The organism is Sinorhizobium sp., assembly GCF_059070375.1.
Genome location: NZ_JCACWC010000002.1, coordinates 1,475,076 through 1,493,856 on the forward strand (window position 1 = coordinate 1,475,076; position 18,781 = coordinate 1,493,856).

General features: G+C 63.6%; 15 protein-coding genes. 7 read left to right on the plus strand and 8 right to left on the minus strand.

Annotated features, from left to right (window positions below; translation table 11 throughout):
- The first annotated feature begins 77 nt into the window (after window positions 1–77).
- From AC5J09_RS11425 to AC5J09_RS11455, 7 genes are all read left to right on the plus strand, one after another.
- Complete coding sequence (locus tag AC5J09_RS11425) at window positions 78–809, plus strand: FadR/GntR family transcriptional regulator (protein ID WP_324764370.1); 732 nt, start codon at window positions 78–80, stop codon at window positions 807–809.
- A 52-nt stretch (window positions 810–861) separates the two neighbouring features.
- A complete protein-coding gene (locus tag AC5J09_RS11430) occupies window positions 862–1,833 on the plus strand; it encodes a dihydrodipicolinate synthase family protein (protein WP_494297620.1) in 972 nt (323 codons plus the stop codon).
- Between the two features lie 123 nt (window positions 1,834–1,956).
- Complete coding sequence (locus tag AC5J09_RS11435; protein WP_018095929.1) at window positions 1,957–3,465, plus strand: ABC transporter substrate-binding protein; 1,509 nt, start codon at window positions 1,957–1,959, stop codon at window positions 3,463–3,465.
- 72 nt (window positions 3,466–3,537) lie between these two features.
- On the plus strand, window positions 3,538–4,461 hold the full coding sequence (locus AC5J09_RS11440) for an ABC transporter permease (protein WP_003532182.1): 924 nt from the start codon (window positions 3,538–3,540) through the stop codon (window positions 4,459–4,461).
- Window positions 4,462–4,472: 11 nt separating this feature from the next.
- A complete protein-coding gene (locus AC5J09_RS11445; RefSeq protein WP_026168691.1) occupies window positions 4,473–5,405 on the plus strand; it encodes an ABC transporter permease in 933 nt (310 codons plus the stop codon).
- Window positions 5,402–7,042, plus strand: a complete 1,641-nt coding sequence (locus AC5J09_RS11450) for an ABC transporter ATP-binding protein (protein ID WP_494297621.1) — start codon at window positions 5,402–5,404, stop codon at window positions 7,040–7,042. Before AC5J09_RS11445 ends, AC5J09_RS11450 begins: the two co-directional genes overlap by 4 nt.
- The gene (locus AC5J09_RS11455; protein ID WP_324764367.1) at window positions 7,039–7,926 is read left to right on the plus strand and encodes a DMT family transporter; all 888 of its coding nucleotides are present in this window, start codon (window positions 7,039–7,041) and stop codon (window positions 7,924–7,926) included. Before AC5J09_RS11450 ends, AC5J09_RS11455 begins: the two co-directional genes overlap by 4 nt.
- A 93-nt stretch (window positions 7,927–8,019) precedes the next feature.
- On the opposite strand, the gene AC5J09_RS11460 is transcribed toward AC5J09_RS11455, so the two are convergent.
- The 8 genes from AC5J09_RS11460 to AC5J09_RS11495 all read right to left on the minus strand — a co-directional run bounded on the left by AC5J09_RS11460 (window position 8,020) and on the right by AC5J09_RS11495 (window position 18,781).
- A complete protein-coding gene (locus AC5J09_RS11460) occupies window positions 8,020–8,952 on the minus strand; it encodes a 2-hydroxyacid dehydrogenase (RefSeq protein ID WP_324764366.1) in 933 nt (310 codons plus the stop codon).
- A 2-nt stretch (window positions 8,953–8,954) separates the two neighbouring features.
- The gene (locus AC5J09_RS11465) at window positions 8,955–9,680 is read right to left on the minus strand and encodes a ribonuclease activity regulator RraA (protein WP_127708420.1); all 726 of its coding nucleotides are present in this window, start codon (window positions 9,678–9,680) and stop codon (window positions 8,955–8,957) included.
- Between the two features lie 25 nt (window positions 9,681–9,705).
- Entirely contained in the window at window positions 9,706–11,427 is a 1,722-nt protein-coding gene (gene araD, locus AC5J09_RS11470; RefSeq protein WP_494297622.1) for an L-arabinonate dehydratase, read from the minus strand.
- A 134-nt stretch (window positions 11,428–11,561) separates the two neighbouring features.
- The gene (locus AC5J09_RS11475) at window positions 11,562–13,766 is read right to left on the minus strand and encodes an amylo-alpha-1,6-glucosidase (protein ID WP_324764364.1); all 2,205 of its coding nucleotides are present in this window, start codon (window positions 13,764–13,766) and stop codon (window positions 11,562–11,564) included.
- Window positions 13,767–13,894: 128 nt separating this feature from the next.
- The gene (locus tag AC5J09_RS11480; RefSeq protein WP_324764363.1) at window positions 13,895–14,995 is read right to left on the minus strand and encodes a glycosyltransferase family 4 protein; all 1,101 of its coding nucleotides are present in this window, start codon (window positions 14,993–14,995) and stop codon (window positions 13,895–13,897) included.
- Between the two features lie 299 nt (window positions 14,996–15,294).
- Complete coding sequence (locus AC5J09_RS11485; protein WP_013850166.1) at window positions 15,295–16,191, minus strand: LysR family transcriptional regulator; 897 nt, start codon at window positions 16,189–16,191, stop codon at window positions 15,295–15,297.
- A 121-nt stretch (window positions 16,192–16,312) separates the two neighbouring features.
- Window positions 16,313–17,839, minus strand: a complete 1,527-nt coding sequence (locus AC5J09_RS11490; protein WP_324764361.1) for an ABC transporter ATP-binding protein — start codon at window positions 17,837–17,839, stop codon at window positions 16,313–16,315.
- Between the two features lie 9 nt (window positions 17,840–17,848).
- Window positions 17,849–18,781 carry an ABC transporter permease gene (locus AC5J09_RS11495; protein WP_100670876.1) on the minus strand — a complete coding sequence of 311 codons (933 nt, stop codon included), beginning with the start codon at window positions 18,779–18,781 and terminating at the stop codon, window positions 17,849–17,851.

The following is an 18,781-nucleotide window of genomic DNA, read 5'->3' on the forward strand; positions in this document are numbered from 1 at the left end:
GATCCTGTAATAATGCATTAATGTGTTAGTGTGAAGTGGATCTCGCCGGCCGGCCCGGCAGGACAGGAAGGATCGCCGTGCCCGCGAAGTCGCCCATCCTCGAAAGCCTAGCCGAAACCCGCCCGTCGAGCTATGCCGATCAGGTCTACGGGCGCATCCTGCACGACATATTGAACGGCATCTTTCAACCGGGCGCGCGGCTGCCGACGGAGAACGAACTTGCCGAACGCTTCGGCGTCTCGCGCCCGGTCGTCCGCGAGGCGCTTGCGCGCCTGCGGGTCGACGGCCTCGTGGAAGCGCGGCGTGGCAGCGGCACCTATGTCTTGAGCAGGCCCTCGCAACATCTGCCGAACCTGGCCGACCTGGAGGACATTTCGCGTTTCCTGCGCTATCAGGAGCTTCGCTTCTACGTGGAAGGCCAAGCGGCAGCACTGGCAGCGGAGCGGCGCACGGAAAAGCAGCTTGCCGCCATCCTCGAAGCCCATGAGGCCTTCGCCCATGAGGTCGGCCGCGGGGCTTTCCTTCCCGAAAGCGACCGGCGTTTCCATCTTGCGATCTGCGAGGGAACAGGAAACGAGTTTTTCGCCAAGGCGCTGGAAGGTTCGGAGGTTTCGCTGACCAGCTTCATGAATGTCTCGCTTGCTCTCACCCGGTCCGGATCGCAGGCACGCGCCCGTCGGGTCATTGCCGAACATGCCGAGATCGTCGAAGCGATCCGCACGAAAGATGCCGTATGGGCACGGGTGGCGATGGAAACGCACATCATCAAGGCGCGCCGAAGGATGACGGACGGAACGATCGACTCCTGATAGGTAAATATATTTTACAAATCATCGGTCATGTTGTAATGAAAACCGACTTATGGAGGAGGTTCTCATGCAAACTCGACTTGACGCCCGTGATTACGCAGCTTCCGTGGTGGCGGTCCCGCCCATCGCGTTGAATGCGGACCTGACGGTGAACGCCGACGCCAACGTGGCGATCATTCGCCATATCGAGGCAGGCGGGGTGCGTATTCTCCTCTATGGCGGAAATGCCAACCTTTATCATTTCGGCCTGGACGACTATCGCGCGGGCATGGAGGCGGTGATTGCGGGCGCTGCACCGCAGACCGCTCTCGTCACGTCGATCGGTCCGGACTTCGGCAAGGCCCTGGCGCAGGTGCCGATCGCCCGCGATCTGGGTTTCAAGAACGTGATGCTGCTCCCGACGCAGTTTCCGGCAGATTCCGCCGGTGTCGCCAATGGCGTGCGCCGCCTCGCGGCGGTCCTTGGCCATGGCCTGGTGCTCTATCTGAAGCGGGAGAATTATGTCGATCCGGACGAGCTTGCCCGCCTCGTCTCCGAAGGCGCGGTCGATTTCGTCAAATATGCGGTGGAGCGGGCCGATCCGGCGCAGGACGCCTATCTCGACGCCGTCATGGCGGCGATCGGGAAAGACCGGATGGCGAGTGGCATGGGCGAAACGCCGATCCACGACCATCTCGGCCGCCGCGCAATGACGACCTATACTTCGGGCGCGGTCTGCATTGCCCCTTCGGCCGCGATGGAACTCCTTACGCTCTACAAGGCCGGGCGCGGAGCCGAGGCATTGGAGCTCAGCCGGCCGTTTCTGGAGTTCGAGAGAGTTCGCACAGACCTTGGCGGTTTGCAGGTGCTTCATGACGGCATGCGGCTGGCGGGGATCGCCGACACGGGCCCGCTGATGCCGATGATCTCCAATCTGAGCGCTGCGAAGCTTGGCCCCGTCGGTGTAGCGGTTGAGCGCTTGAAGGCGGCTGAAGCCGCCTGCATGGGGCGCTCCGGAAAGGCAGCCGCGACCGCTTCAGCCTGAGTTGACACTTTCGTGTGGACACACTAATACATTAGTGCGCTAGTGCGGATGCGGTGCCGGAGGACTACGAGGCCGAAAACGGCCCGCCGCAACGTCCTGGTCTTTATCGAGGAGGAGAAAGAAATGACCATCCGCTATTGTACCCGCGCCGTGGCGCTCTTGACCGCGACGCTCTTTTCGGGCGTCGCGATGGCGGCCGAAGGCGAGGTGAAGATCGTGTTGCCGGAGCAGCCGGCCAATCTCGATCCCTGTCGCTCCATCAGGTCGGATATCGGCCGCATCATCAATTCAAACATTACCGAGACCCTGACTGTCATCGACACGGAGAAGGGCACCGTCGGCCCCTGGCTAGCGGAAAAATGGGAGCAGGTGGACGACCTGACCTGGCGTGTGCATCTCAAGAGCGGCGTCAAGTTTCAGGACGGCGCGGCATTCGACGCCGAAGCGGTGGTCAAGTCCATCAATCGCCTGATGAACCCCGACCTCACCTGCGACAGCCGCTCGAAATTCGGCGACGTCAAACTGACGCCGAAGGCGATCGATGCGCAGACGGTGGAGATCTCCTCCGACAGCCCGGTGCCGATCATGCCGACGCTGCTCGGCACCGTGCAGATCGTCTCCCCCAACATGCCGTTCGACAAGGAAAGCAACGATCCCGTGGGCACGGGACCCTATGTCGTCGAAAGCAAGTCCAACGAGCAGATCGTCCTGAAGCGTCACGATGCCTACTGGGGCGCCAAGCCGGACGTCACGCGCGCGACCTATGTCTGGCGCAGCGAGTCGGCCATCCGGGCGGCCATGGTCGAATCCGGCGAAGCGGACATGACCCCATCCATCGCCGTGCAGGACGCGACCAATGCCGAGTCGGACTTTGCCTATCTGAACTCAGAGACGACGCGCATGCGCATCGATGCGCAGATTCCGCCGCTCGACGATGTCCGCATCCGCAAGGCGCTCAACATGGCCATCGATTGGGACGGCATGGGCGAAGCGCTGTTCGGCAAGGACGTTCTGCGGGCTTCGCAAATGGTCGTCCCGGGCGTTCGCGGTCATAACCCCGATATCAAGCCATGGACCTACAATCCCGAAGAGGCGATGAAGCTGGTCGAGCAAGCCAAGGCCGAGGGTGCTCCGGTCGACAAGGAGATCGTGCTGATCGGGCGCAACGGTTTCTTCCCGAACTCGGCCGAAAGCCTCGAAGCGATGCGGTCCATGTGGCAGGAAATCGGGCTCAACGTCTCCATACGCCAGCTCGAAGCGGCCGACTGGGTGCGCTATCTCGACAAGCCCTTCCCGGAGGGACGGGGGCCGACGCTCTTCCAGCAGCAGCACGACAACAACACGGGCGACGCCGGGTTTACCGCTCCGGTCATGTATCTGAGCGAGGGACAATATTCGACGATCGCCGATCCCGACCTCGACGTCGTGCTGAAAAAGGCGATGGCTGCGACCGGCGACGAGCGTGAAAAGCTGTTTCAGGAGGTCTTCGCGAAGGTGCACGACGAGATCGTCGCAGACGTGCCGATGTACCACATGATCGGCTATGTCCGCGTCGGCTCGCGCCTCGACTGGAAGCCGGACCTCAAGACGAACAGCGAAATCGCGCTCTCCGAGATCCATTTCAAGGACTGACGAACCCGACCTGCCGCCGCGGCGTGTCTCACGTCGCGGCGCCCTCCTTGATTACGGTGGAAAGGAAACGCCGTGTTCGCTTTCATTCTCAGACGCGCCGGCCAGAGCCTGATCGCGGTGATCGGACTTCTGGTGCTCGTCTTCTTCCTCTCGAGGCTTACCGGCGATCCGGCCTATCTCTATCTGCCGCTCGATTCTTCCGAAGCGCAGCGTCAGGCCTTCTCGGAAGCGCACGGCTTCAACGATCCCCTGGTCGTGCAATTCGGCCGTTACCTGGTCGATCTCGCGCGCTTCGATTTCGGGGACGCGCTGAGCCGCAACCGGCCGGCCATGGAAGTAGCGCTCGAGGCCTTTCCGCAAACGCTGAAGCTCGCCGTGATCGCGATCGTTCTTTCTCTCTGTCTCGCCGTCGTCGTCGGGTCGCTTGCCGCGGCGCGCCCGAACAGCCTGTTCGACAAGATCGCGAGCACCGCGTCGCTGGCGGGCGCCAGCGCCCCGGATTTCTGGGTTGCGATCGTGGCGATCCTTGTCTTCTCCGTCGGACTGGGCCTGCTTCCGACCTCCGGGACGGGAACGGCGCTGCATTGGATCATGCCGATCTTCGTGCTGACCCTCAGACCCTTCGGCCTGCTGGTCCAGGTCGTTCGCGGCACGATGATGGGTGCGCTTGCCTCGCCCTATGTGAAGACCGCGCGGGCCAAGGGCGTGAACCGGTCCCGGATCGTCTTCCGGCACGCCCTGCGCAACTCGCTCCTCCCGGTCATCACCGTCGCCGGCGACCTCGCCGCAAGCCTCGTCAACGGCGCCGTCGTCGTGGAAACCATCTTCGGCTGGCCGGGGATCGGCAAGCTCATGATCGACGCGATCGTACGGCGCGACTTCGCGCTCATCCAGGCGACGGTGCTGGTGACGGCGATTGCCATCTTCGTCCTGAACATCGCGATAGACCTCGTCTATGCGCGGCTCGATCCACGCATAAGGTTTGAAACGAGATGAGTGCGACGGCCATGACGACTTCCGCCGATACCCCCGAGACGAAAGTCTCGCGTTTTCAGATACTGCGTCTCGTCAGCCGGGACTGGCTTGCGCTCGCCGCCGTGATCTTCCTGCTGGTCGTGGTCGCATGCGCCGTTTTCGGTCCGTGGCTGATGGGCGACCTCATCGACAAACCGAATTTCCGCGCACGAAACATGGCGCCGTTCAGCCTGTCTCAAGGTTGGACCTATGTGCTCGGCGCCGACACGCTCGGCCGCAGCCTGCTCGCGCGCCTCGTGGTGGGTGCGCAGAACACGATCGGCATTGCGTTTTTTGCGGTGCTCTGCTCGGTCGTCATCGGCGGCATGCTCGGCTTGATTGCCGGCTATTCGCGAGGCGCCGCCGGCACGATGATCATGCGCGGTGCTGACATCGTGATGAGCTTTCCTTCGCTGCTGCTGGCGCTGATCGTCCTCTTCAGCCTGGGCCCTTCCGTCACCAACCTCATCCTGGTGCTGGCGATCACCCGCGTGCCGATCTATCTGCGCACCACGCGTGCGGAAGTGCTCGAGGTGAGAGAGCGGATGTTCGTCAGCGCCGCCGTCGCGCTCGGCGCCAACCACACGCGCATCCTTTTCCGTCACATCGCCCCGATCGTGCTGCCGACGCTGGTCACGATCGGAGCCATCGACTTCGCGACCGTCGTTCTCGCCGAGTCGTCGCTGAGCTTCCTCGGCCTCGGCATCCAGGCGCCTGAATTCACCTGGGGGGCCATGGTCGCGACCGGCCGCGGCTATCTCTCGACCGCCTGGTGGATCGCCTTCTGGCCGGGGCTGGCGATCCTTTTGACGACGCTTTCGCTCAATATCCTGTCGAGCTGGTGGCGCACCTATGCCGATCCGCAGCAGCGGTGGCGGATCGAACTCGCCCGCTCGAAGAAGGGCATTCCGGAGAAACGCAAATGACCGGCCCACACCTCCTCGAGGTCAAGGATCTGACCGTGGATTTCCTGTCGCTTGGAGGTGCCTTCCGTGCGACGAGCGGGGTCAGCTTTCATGTCGACGCCGGCGAGACGCTGGTGATCCTGGGCGAGTCCGGCTCCGGCAAGTCGGTCAGCGCGAGTGCGATCATGGGGCTCATCGACACGCCTCCGGGCGATATCTGCGCGGGTTCGGTCGCCTATCGCGGGCGCGATCTCTCCTCGTTTTCGGAGGGTGAGCGGCGGGACCTCAACGGCCGGAGGATCGCGATGATCTTCCAGGACCCGCTCTCCCATCTGAACCCCGTCTATACGATCGGCTGGCAGCTGGAGGAGGTGTTCAGTGTCCACGGCGTTGCGACCGGTGCCGAGGCTCGGCAAAGGGCGGTCGACATATTGAGGCGCGTGGGCATCCCGGAGCCGGAGAAGCGCATCGACCAGTATCCGCACCAGTTTTCCGGCGGCCAGCGCCAGCGCATCATGATCGGCATGGCGATCGCGCTCAGGCCGGAAATCCTGATTGCCGACGAGCCGACGACGGCACTCGACGTGAGCGTGCAGGCGCAGATCCTCGAGCTTCTGAAGAAGCTGCAGGCCGAAGAGGGCCTTGCCATCATCATGATCACCCATGACCTCGAGGTCGCCGCCAATATGGCCGACCGGGTGATCGTCATGAAGGCCGGCCGCATCGTGGAGGAGGGCGAAGCCCGCGCCGTCTTCGAAAATCCCGCCCACAGCTACACGCGGACGCTGATCAATGCCCTCCCGCATGCCGACGATGGAGCGAAGGCGAGGCCGCCGCGGCCGGCCGGGAAACCGATCCTGGAAGTGAAGAACATCGACAAGTTCTACACGCTCTCGTCCGGGTTTTTTGCGAAGCCGGCGCGCTTGCATGCAGTCAAGAACCTGAGCTTCGACGTCGCAGCCGGCGAGACGATCGGGATCGTCGGCGAGAGCGGCTCCGGCAAATCGACCGTCGCGCGCGTGCTTCTGGGCCTGAACGAGGCTTCCGGCGGCCAGGCGCTGTTTCACGGACGCGACGTGCTGAAGATGGACCGCAAGCAACTGCTGGCCTTCCGCCGGAAGGTGCAGATGGTGTTCCAGGACCCCTACAGTTCGATGAACCCGCGCATGACGGTGTTCGACATCGTCTCGGAACCGTGGCGCATCCACAAGGACATTCTGGAGAAGGCGCGCTGGCGCGACCGGGTCACCGAATTGCTGGGGCTCGTCGGCTTAAACCCAGAGCACGCCAAACGCTATCCGCACCAGTTCTCAGGGGGCCAGCGGCAACGCATCGCCATTGCCCGAGCGCTTGCCTGCGATCCGGAGCTCGTCGTCTGCGACGAAGCCGTCTCGGCGCTCGACGTCTCGGTGCAGGTGCAGGTCATCGACCTTCTGGCGGAATTGCGTGACCGGCTGGGCCTTGCCTACATCTTCATAACCCATGATCTGCCGATCGTTCGTCACTTTGCCGATCGCATCGTCGTCATGAAGAGCGGCGAGATCGTCGAGCACGCGACGACGGAAGAGATCTTCCGCAACCCGCAACATGCCTATACGCGCCAGCTCATCAATGCGACTCCGAAGCCGAAGTGGCAGACAGCCGCCGACGCGGCATGAAGAAGATCGCCCTGCCTGCGGCCGTCGCCGGAGCCCTGCTGATGGGGGCAAATTCCCTGGTCGCGGCGATGGACGGCGTCATCGTGCGCTTCGTGGCCGGGGAGGTCCACCCGATCGGCATCGTCTTCTTCCGTAACCTTGCCAGCCTGATCGCGCTCTATCTGATGCTGTGCCGCCGCGGATTTCCGCTCGGCATCGCGCAATTCAGCGGCCGGTCGATGCATTTCTCCGTCCATGCGATCAGGGCCGTCGTCAAGCTTCTGGCGCTCGTCGCGGCCTTCATTGCCGTCACCGAGATACCTTTGGCCTCCGCGACCGCGATCGCCTTCACCATGCCCCTCTTCGTTGCGCTCGGGTCGGTACTTTTCCTCGGGGAGCGGTTCTCGGTCGCCCGGGTCCTCAGCCTCGTTGCCGGCTTCGCCGGCATTCTGATCGTCGTCAGGCCGGGCGCCGCAACCTTCCAGTCAGGCGCGGCCTGGGCGCTGGGGTCGGCGGTCGGTCTCGCCATCGTCGCGCTGTTGATGAAGGTTTCGGCCGAGCGCGAGGACCCGCTCAGCATCGCCTGGCTGAACCTGCTCGTGACGGTGCCCGTGGCTTTCGTCATGGCTCTGCCCTACTGGCAGACGCCTTCGCTGTTCAGCCTCGCCCTCATGGCGCTGCAGGGTATCGGCGGCCTTTTCGCCCAGCTCTCCTTCGCGAGGGCAATGAAGCTCGCCGACGCTTCGCTGCTGGTTATCGTGGACTTCATCCGGCTGCCGATCGCCCTCGTTCTTGGCCTGGTGCTTTTCGGCGAGCCGATCCGGCTGGAGGTCGTGATCGGCGGAGCGATCATCCTTGGGGCGATCGCGTTGCTCTTTCACCGCGAGGGGAGGAGGCGAGGATAGAGACGGGGCCGCGAGCGTGCAATGCAAGGAACGAACCCCTCCCCAACCCCATTCACAGGTGGGGCGGGGGTGGGGAGGGGTTCTTGCGAACGATCACGCGTGGCGGCTCTCGAAATGCTCCACCAATGCGGCAACCATGCTGTCGCCCATCTGCTGCCGCGTCTCGCGCGTACCGCTGCCCATGTGCGGCGAGAGGACGACGCGCGGATCGGCGCGGAGCGCTTCCGGGACGAAGGGCTCCTTCTCGAAGACGTCGAGCGCCGCGCCGGCGATCCCGTTTCCGGCGAGCGCCGTGATGAGCGCCTGTTCGTCGACGATCGTGCCGCGCGAGACGTTTACCAGATAGCCTTCCGGGCCGAGGCTCGCGAGCACGGCGCCGTCGACGAGGCCGATCGTCTCGGGAGTGGCGGGACAGGTGACGATCAGAAGATCGGCCCAGGCCGCGAGAGCCTCGATGCCGTCGAAATAGGGAAGATCGACAGGCTTTCGTCTCGGGCCGTAATAGGCGGTCGGCGCTCCCATCACGCTCAGCCGGGCGGCGACCGCCGAGCCGATATGTCCAAGCCCGACGATCCCCGTCTTCATCGATCTCAGCGAGCGGCCGAGCGGGAAGGCGCTCTCGCCCCACTTGCCCTCGCGCACGAAATCGTGGCCGCGCATGAGGCCGCGCGTGGCCGAAATGCTTAGTGCAAGCGCAAGATCGGCGACATCCTCGGCAAGGATCTTCGAGGTATTGCGGACGACGACGCCACGGGCATGCGCGGTCTCGACATCAATGCCGTCGAGACCGGCACTGTAGCTGGAGATGATCTCCAGCGCCGGCAGGCGGTCGAGCATGGCCGCATCGATATGGGCGTGCCTGACGGCGATGCCGCGAACCCGCGCTCCGTATTCGGAAAGAAACGGCCCGATCGCCGAGGCATCCTTCGGCAGCCGGACGGTATTGAAGGTTTCCTTCAGTTCCAGATCGGTCTTTTCCGGCAGTTCGGCGGCCTGAAGGATGGTGATGTCCCTAAGCATCGTCATGCCTAGCGTCCCTTGGCCCGGCGCCAGGCGGCAAATTCCGTCTTCGTCTCATCCTTGGTGGCGGGATAGAGGCCGATGATGGAGCGGCCCTTCAGGACCTCCTCGGTGACGAAGTCTTCGAAGGCCGTCATCTCGACGGCTTCGGCGGCGATCTCATCGGCGAGATGGGCGGGGACGATGACCACGCCTTCGCGATCCCCGACGACGACGTCTCCCGGCCAGACGGCGACGTCGCCGCAGCCGATCGGAACGTTGATGTCGAGCGCCTGGTGCAGCGTCAGGTTCGTCGGCGCGGAAGGACGGCTGTGATAGGCGGGGATGTCGAGTTCGCCGATTTCCGGGCTGTCCCGGAAGCCGCCGTCGGTGACGACACCCGCGACGCCGCGCACCATCAGCCGCGAAACCAGGATCGAGCCCGCGGAAGCCGCCCGCGGATCCTTCCGGCTATCCATCACCATGACGAAACCGGGTGGGCACTTCTCCACGGCCGCGCGTTGCGGGTGTTCGGGATTTTGAAAGACGGAAAGCTGGTTCAGGTCTTCGCGGGCCGGGATGTATCGAAGGGTAAAGGCCTGGCCGACCATGTTCTTCGCCTTCGGCGAGACCGGACGAACGTCCTGGATGAACTGGTTGCGCAGGCCGCGCTTGAAGAGGGCGGTGCATAAAGTGGCGCAGCTTACGCCTTCGAATTTCCTGCGTGTCTCGTCGGACAGAACATAGGTGGTCATGTTTCCTCCCTGGAATTTCGTGAAATCAGAAAATGTCGGGCTCGCCCACGGGGGCGCCGAAGGCAGTTTCGAGAAAGTCGAAATCGCAGCCCTCATTGGCCTGCTTGATGTGCTTCGAGAACATCCAGCCATAGCCTCGTTCGTATCTGTCGGCGGGCCGCGTCCATTCGGCGCGGCGTTTCGCCAAGGTCGCTTCGTCGACCAGCATGTCGATCGTCCGGTTGGGGACGTCGACGCGGATGATGTCTCCGGTCCTGACGAGCGAAAGGGGGCCGCCGACATGGGACTCCGGCGCCACGTGCAGGATGCAGGCGCCGTAGCTCGTCCCGCTCATGCGGGCGTCGGAGATGCGCAGCATATCGCGGCAGCCCTGCTTCAGGATTTTTTTCGGGATCGGCAGCATGCCCCATTCGGGCATGCCGGGCCCGCCCTTGGGCCCCGCATTTCTGAGGATGAGCACGTGGTCGGGCGTGACGTCGAGATCCTCGTCGTCGATGGCGGCCTTCATCTCCGGATAGCTGTCGAAGACGAGCGCCGGCCCCTTATGGACCCGCAGCCGCTCCTCGCAAGCGGACGGCTTCACGACGCAGCCATCCGGCGCCAGATTGCCCTTCAGGACGGCGAGCGAGCCTTCATGATAGATCGGGTTCGAAAGCGGCCGGATGACGTCGGAATTGTACACCTCCGCCCCTTCCAGCGTCGCCCCCAGGGGAAATCCGCTCACCGTCATCGCGTCGAGATGCAGGAGCTCCTTCATTTCGGCCATCAGTGCGCGAAGCCCGCCGGCATAGTAGAAGTCCTCCATCAGGTACTGCTTGCCGGAGGGCCTGATATTGGCGATCACCGGCGTCGTACGGCTGACCCGGTCTAGATCTTCGAGCGTCAGCGGCACCCCGGCGCGTCGCGCCATGGCGATGAGATGCACCACGGCATTGGTCGAACAGCCCGTCGCCATCGCCACTGCACTCGCATTTGCGACCGATTTTTCAGTGATGATCTGCTCAGGTCCCAGCTTCTCGTGCACCATCTCGACGATCCGCCTGCCGCATCGCGTGCTCATGCGGATGTGGTTGGCGTCGGCGGCGGGGATGGAGCTTGCGCCGGGAAGCGTCAAACCGAGCGACTCGGCGATCGCCGTCATCGTGCTTGCCGTTCCGAAGGTCATGCAGTGGCCGTAGGAGCGGGCGATCCCCTCCTCCACGCCGATCCATTGCTCATCCGTTATCGTTCCCGCACGGCGCTCGTCCCAGTACTTCCAAGCATCCGAGCCGGAGCCGAGATGCTCGCCCTTGTAGTGCCCGCGCAGCATCGGGCCGGCCGGCAGGAAGATCATCGGGAGGCCGGCACTGATGGCCCCCATGACGAGGGCAGGCGTGGTCTTGTCGCACCCGCCCATCAGCACGGCGCCGTCGATCGGATGGCCGCGCAGCAATTCCTCGGCCTCCATGGCGAGGAAATTCCGATAGAGCATAGTCGTCGGCTTGAGCGAGCTTTCCGAGAGCGACTGCACCGGCAGTTCGACGGGAAAGCCGCCGGCCTGCAGCACGCCGCGTTTCACGTCCTCGATCCGGTGCTTGAAATGAGCGTGGCACGGATTGAGATCCGACCATGTGTTCAGGATCGCTATGATCGGCTTCTCGCCCCAGTCCTTGGCGTCATAGCCCATCTGCATCAGGCGGGAGCGGTGACCGGAAGAGCGCAGGTCATCGGGGGCAAACCACCGTGCGCTTCGAAGTGTGGATGTCATTGGCTTGGATATTCCCGACAGGTGGATCTTCCACGCCGATGTAGCATGGCGGGAAACATGGCGCAATACACTAATGCATTAGTGTAGGTCCGGCGGCGCGGGAGCAGCCTGCGGTGCTCCCGCGACGTTTCAACTCAATGCGTCGTCAGCACCTTCACTCCGCCTCTCCGGTCCAGGACGTCGACCACGACCTGGGATCTCGACCGTCTTAGGGCTATGTCAACCATCCCCGAACCGACCCGCAGCCGTTTCAGCACGACTTCGTCCAGGAAGGGCGGGAGCGTCGGTTCGTGCAAGGTCACATGCATCCTCCCGGCATCGAAGCCGAGGCCGATCATCGACTGGAGCAGATAGAGGGGCGCCGCCGCCGCCCAAGCCTGCGGCACGCAGGAAACCGGATAGAAGGTGGGCCCGCGGGCGCGCTGGCGCGCGAAGCCGCAAAATAGCTCCGGCAGACGTCTGAGGTCGGTGTAGGTGGAGGCCGCGAACAGCCCTTCGAAGATGCTCGCCGCCTCTGCTTGAAAGCCGTAGCGCACGAAGCCTGCCGCGATCAGCGCATTGTCGTGTGGCCAGACGGAGCCGTTGTGGTAGCTCATCGGATTGTAGCGCGCTTCCGAGGCGGCGATCGTGCGCACGCCCCAGCCGCAGAAGGAGGATTGCGCCATCAGCGTTGACACCACCCTGCCGGCGCGCTCCGGCAGGGCGATGCCGGTGAAGAGGGCATGGCCCGCATTGGAAGAGCGGACGCGGCAGGGGTTCTTGTCCCCGTCGAGGGCCAGCGAATAGGTCCCAAGCTCATCATCGTAGAAGGCCGTGTCGAACCGGATGCGCAGGTCTTCGGCCCGTCGTTCGAGCCGCAGCGCATCCTCGGCATGGCCGAGCTTGCGCGACAATCGGGCGGCCGCCTGCCAGGCGCCGAAGACATAGGCCTGTACCTCGGCGGCCGCGATCGGCCCCGAGGCCAGATTGCCCCCGGCATGGAAGATCGAATCGTGGCTGTCCTTCCAGCACTGGTTCACCAGGCCCTTTGCGGTGCGGCTTCCATATTCGACGAAGCCGTCGCCGTCGCGGTCGCCGAAACGGTCGATCCAGTCAAGTGCCGCCACCACGTTCGGCCAGAGGCTCCGCACGGTATCGAGATCGCCGGTGCGATCGAGATAGGCGCCGGCAAGCATGATGAAGAGAGGGGTCGAGTCGATGCTGCCGTAATAGCGCCGGAAGGGCACCTCGCCGAGTTCCGCCATTTCGCCGTAGCGCATCTCATGCAGGATCTTGCCCGGCTCCGCATCGGCGGCGGGGTCGAAATCGGTCGCCTGGTTGGCGGCCAGATGCCTGAGCACGCCTTTCGCGATTGCCGGGTCGAGCCACAGTGTTTCGAGCGCGGTGATGAGCGCGTCGCGGCCGAAGACGGTGCTGAACCAGGGAATTCCGGCGTAAGGGTAGGGACCTTCGGGTGTTTCCGTGAGCAGCATGTAGAGATCGGCGACGCTGCGCCTGACGGCTTCGTTGAAGACGGCATTGGAGGTGACCACCGCAGCGGCGCGCGAGGCCGAGTAGCGAAGCGCTCTCCTGGCATCCCGCAACGCCAGAAAGAAGGTGAAGGACGGCGGGTGCGGGTTGTCCCGGACACTGTTGCAGACGATCTCGATGAAGATCGATTGCGCCTGGTGCGGCGCGAGCTCGACGACAAAGCTCGCCTCCTGTCCGGTGAGCCTCTCCGGCTCCGGATCGAAGCGGAGCGTCGTGCTGCGGGTCTGGCCGTCGAGGCCGTCATAGGCCAGAACGACCCGGGCGTTGCCGACCAGCGCGCTGTGATGGGTGCCGCGGCGCCGCCTGGGGGTGCCCCGCACCTCGAAAAGGTCGGCGAAGTCGGCGGCGAAGGACAATTCGACCTGCAGCCTTCTCGGCACTTCATCGAAGTTTCGGAAGACCAGGCGCTCGTAGCAGGCCTCCTGCCAGAGGAACCGGGTACGGCGCACGTGAATGAGGTCATGCTTCAACACCTCGCCACCGGGATCGAGCACGAGAGCCGGATTGGTGAGATCGCAGTCGAGCGTGGCATTGTCGTCCCTGAGCGTGGAACTCAGCAACAGCGACCGGGCGCCGTTCAACGTCAGCACGAACTGCGACAGATGGCGGGTGTCGCGGTGGAAGATCCCCTCCGGATTGGAAGGAGAGGAAAATGCGTCGCCGTTGTGATCGAACACGGCGAAGGTATCGCCGTGCTTCAGGGATCTGGAGCTTCGCTCGTAACGCGAAACCGCTGCAGGCCCCAGGTCGTCCGCAGATGTCACGTCGGGAGCGGCTTGGGCCGGCCCCCCGGAGAGATTGCTTCCCATCGGATCGGTCTCCGTTGCGTGCGAGCAGAATGAGGGAGGTGCGTGCCGTTTTCCACGCGCATCCCGCTTCGCTCCTCGAGTAGATCACGATGCGTTCAGGTCGATCAGAACTCATCCGTGATCCGGTATCAGGCGACCCTGGTAGAGCCGGGGCCTGCCCCGCTTTCGTTCGCCGCATGGATCGGCAGGACCCTTTGGGCGCCGCCTGCCAGGGCGCGATAGAGATCCAGATAGTCATCTGCCATGCGTCGGGCGGTGAAGCGTCTGTCGAAGGTCGCCCGGACCGTGTGGCGATCGAGCCGGTCGAGTTCGTGGACCGCCTTCACGGCCTCCTCCATGCTGTCGACGATGAAGCCCGACACGCCGTGGTCGATGACCTCCGGCACCGAGCCGCAGCGGAAGGCGACCACCGGCGTGCCGCAGGCCATCGCCTCGATCATCACCAGCCCGAACGGTTCGGGCCAGTCGATCGGGAAGAGAAGGGCACGTGCGTTGCCAAGGAATTCGCCCTTCTGACCTTCGTCTATTTCGCCGATGAATTCGACGTTCGGATAGCGCCGGACAAGCGGCTCGATCTCGTTCAGCCAATAGGCCGCGTCCGCTTTGTCGACCTTGGCGGCGATCTTCAGCGGCATGCCGACCCGGGCAGCGATTTCGATCGCGCGGTCGGGCCGCTTTTCGGGCGAGATGCGGCCAAGGAAGGCGAGATAGTCGCCCCTCGGCTGGCCGGTGAAGGGAAGGACGTCCGGAGCCAGACCATGATGGACCGTGGCGACCCAATTGACCGGCGGCATCGGCTTTCGCTGGTCGTCGGAGATCGAAATCAGGGGAACATCCGGGAATGCGGCATAGAAGGGCTGGAGGTCGGGCAGATCGAGGCGGCCGTGCAGCGTCGTCACCGTCTTTCCGGCGAGGTTGCGAACGAGGGGAAAATGCAGGAGATCGATGTGGAAGTGCAGGACGTCGAAGCCGTTCGCCTGCCGGCGCACTTCCTCCAGCATCAGCATGTGATAGGGAATCGGGTCCAGAACCGCAGGGTTCAGTCTCAGCGCCATATCCGAGCAGGGAACGAGCTTTGCCGAGGTCATCGAGTCGCCGCTCGCAAAGAGGGTGACCTCATGGCCCTGCCGGACGAGCTCTTCCGTCAGGTGGTGAACGACGCGCTCGGTCCCGCCGTAGAGCTTCGGCGGTACACGTTCGAACAGCGGTGCGATCTGGGCTATCTTCATGAGCGACGCTCCTTGGATCGGGATGTCATGAAGCGTTGTGAGCCTCCGTTGGGAACCTCCGGGGCGGACAACATCTATGATCTAGTCGATGCGCCGGGCGCTTCAAGAGCAACGGCGAACCGACGCGGCCGGATGACGCCGATCTGTTCTTTATGGACGTGGGGCTCGGGCCGGCGCGCGGCCGGGCTCGTCATGCCGACCTTCGACGAGGTCTTCGCCCCGCACCGGTCGGCAGTTGATCTCACACACGCACGTCCGGTCGGAAGGTCGCTCAGCACTTTTCCTGGAAGTGGCCTGCATCACGAGAGTTTGCGGCTCGCTCCCATGAGAAATTCCTTCATTTTCGCCGCCGCCGGCGAGAGCATGGGTTGGCGGTATTGCAGAATGGAGATGTTGCGGCTGATGACCGGATCCACCAGCTCGACGATTCGGACGTCCACATTGGTCGTGAGCTGGCGGGAGTTTTCCGGAAGGATCGCTATACCCAGGCCTTCCGCCACCATGCTGATCGCCGTCGTCGAGAATCGCACCTCGTATCTCGTCTTGACCTCGACACCGGAGGCGATCAGCGCGCGATCGACGAGCCCGCGCAGGGGGTTGTCCTTTGCCAGTCCGATCAGGCCTTCGCCTGCGAGGCTTGCCCAGCTCACCTGCCGCGCCTTCGCGAACCTGTGGTCGGAGCGGCAGATCAAGGTGAGCTGGTCACGCATCAGCACGCTGGCCTGGATCTCCGGATCGTCGGCGGAAACGGTGCCGATGCCGAGATCCGCCTCGTTCCGCTTCAATGCGGAACGGATCTCCTCCTCCGGCATGTCCCGCACCTGTACCGATATGTCGGGATAACGCTTGACGAAGCGCGCAATGACCGGCGGCAGCAAGGTCGCGGCCAGCACGATTGCCGCGGCGATCGTGACCCGGCCGCGTTGCAGGCTTGCCAGTTCGTGCACATTCGCAACCGCGATCTCGAGATCCGACATGACCTTGCGGGCCTGGGGCAAAAATTCCGCTCCGGCCGTCGTAAGGCTGACCATGCGTGTGTGCCGGTCGAACAGCCGGTGCTTGAGGGCAACCTCCAGATCCTTGATCAGGATGCTGATCGCCGACTGCGTCAGTCCCAGGTGGTCGGCCGCCAGATGGAAACGCCCGAGTTCGGCCACGGCAATGAAGGCCTGCAACTGGCGAAGTGTCACATTCATCGGTACTTCTCTGTCTCGCGCCAGGCAGCAGCGCTGCCTGTTCCCGTTCCGCTTGAGCCAAGTTCCCCTTTTTCTGGCGCAAAAACAATGGATGTACCCGCGATCGCCTTGGACCGGTTCGTCAAGCTGCCGACAGCGGAGATTTGCCGGCCATCAGCAACCCGATCTCTTCCAGACGGCTGCGGTCGGGCGGAATTTCGCCGACGAGGCGGCCTTCATACATGACGAGGATGCGGTCTGAGAGCGTGAACAGTTCCTCGAGCTCCGTGGATATCAGCAGAATGGCCTTGCCGGCGCTGCGCTGCTCGAGAATCTTGTGCATCACCAGCTCGGTCGCGCCGATGTCGATGCCGCGCGTAAGCTGATTGATCAGCAGGAAATCGAACCGGCGGTCCAGCTCCCGCCCGACGACGAGCTTCTGCTGATTGCCGCCCGACAAATTCCGGATGCGGTCCCCCGGTCCCGACGCCTTGACCTTGAAGCGCCGCATGAGATCACGGGTCTGCTTCGTGATCTCGTTCAGGTCGAGCAATCCACGAGAGGAGAAGGGCGGCTTGTCGAACCGCTGGAGGATCAGATTCTCCGTCAGTGGCAGCGGCAACACGATGCCCATCCTGTGGCGGTCCTCGGGGATATGCGCCATGGGCAATTGATTGATCTCGTGGGACGACAGGCCCGCCAGTTGGGTCCCGTCGAGCGTGACGCTGCCGGACGCCACCGGAAGGAGCCCCGTCAGGGCCAGCGCCAGCTCGCTCTGGCCATTGCCGGAGACGCCTGCGATCCCGACGATTTCATTGGCTCTGACCTCGAAAGATACGTCTCGCAGTGCCGGAAGCCCGGCTTCGCCGTCGCAGCTGAGATGCTCGACCGACAGCACGACACGACCGGGCTCGAGAGGTGCGCGCGGCAAATCCATCAGGACGTCTCTGCCGACCATCATGCGCGCCAGTTCGCGCGCGTTCGTCTCGGACGTTTTCACGGTACGTACCACCTCGGCATCGCGCATGACGCTGACGCGATCGCTGACGCGCATCACCTCGTCCAGCTTGTGCGAAATGAAGATGACCGTCTTACCGTCCGCGACGAGTTGGCGAAGCAGATGCAGCAGACGGTCCGTTTCCTGAGGCGTCAGGACCGCGGTCGGCTCGTCCAGGATCAACAGTTCGATGCCGTGGTAGAGCACCTTGAGGATCTCGACCCGCTGCTGTTCGCCAACCGACAGGCTGGAGACGAGCGCGTCGGGCGCGACGTCGAGACCGTAGCGGTCGCTGAGCTCCAGAATACGCGCATGGACCGCCTTCATGTCGCGGATCACCCTGAAAGGCGAGCCCTGGCCCAGCACGTAGTTTTCCGCGACCGTGAGGTTGGGGACCAGCATGAAGTGCTGGTGCACCATGCCGATACGATGTTTGATCGCTTCGCGGGGAGAGCCCAACTTGAGCGGCCGGCCCTTGAAGACGATCCGCCCTTCATTGGGTGAGAGAACGCCGCAAAGAATGCTCATCAGAACGGTCTTGCCGGCGCCGTTTTCGCCGAGCAGCGCGTGAATTTCGTTCTCTTCGACGTCGAGGGTCACGCCGGCGCTGACGATGAGCGGTCCGAACCGTTTATGGATGCCATCCATCAAAAGCAGTTGCTTGCCCGTCATTTCTCCCCCTCAGCTTTTCTTGTAGGCGACGCCGAGCATGCTCGGTGTGTCGACCCGGTTTCGGACGAATATCAGCGCCGCGATCGTCATGACGTAGGGCAGCGCCTGGAAGAGCTGATAGGGGAGGAAGAGCACCGGCTGCGCCTGCAATTGCAGCTGCAACGCATAGAACACCCCGAAGAGCAGCGAGACGATGAAGGCGCCGATCGGCGACCATCTCGCAAAGACCACCACCGCAAGGGCGATGAAGCCGCGGCCCGAGGAAATGCCTTCGACGAACTGGTTGGAGTGGGCGAGCGTCAGAAAGGCGCCGCCGAGCGCCGCGAGCGCCGAGCAGATGAGCACCGCGCCATAGCGATAGAGCGCTACGCTGCGGCCCGAAACGTCGACAGCCCTGGGATGCTCGCCGACAGCGCGAAGCGTCAGGCCGAACGACGTCCTGTAGAGCACGAACACGGCAAGCGCGGCCACCGGAAGCGTGCTGTAGACAAAGGCGTTCTGCCGGAAGAAGGCTTCGCCGAAGAACGGCAGATCGCTCAGCCACGGCAGATTGATTGGCTTGGCGATCTCGATGCCCTTGCCGGCCGAGGAAAAATAGGCGCGGAACAGAAAAGCCGTCAGGCCGAGACCGAGCAGGTTGATGGCAGCGCCCACCACGATCTGGTCCGCCTTGATCGTGATGGTGAAGAACGCAAACAACAGGCCGACGAGAACACCTGCCGCGATCGCCGCGGCGACTCCGAGCAGGATGCTTCCGCTGGTGAAGGCGGCGGCGAAACCGGCAAAGGCACCCGCCAGCATCACGCCTTCGAGGCCGATATTGAGGACGCCGGCGCGCTCGGAAAACACTTCGCCGATTGATGCGAACATCAGCGGCGCTGCCAGCCGCCACGAGGCTGCGATGGTCGCGGCGAGAAAGCTCAGGCTTGCTACATCTTCCAT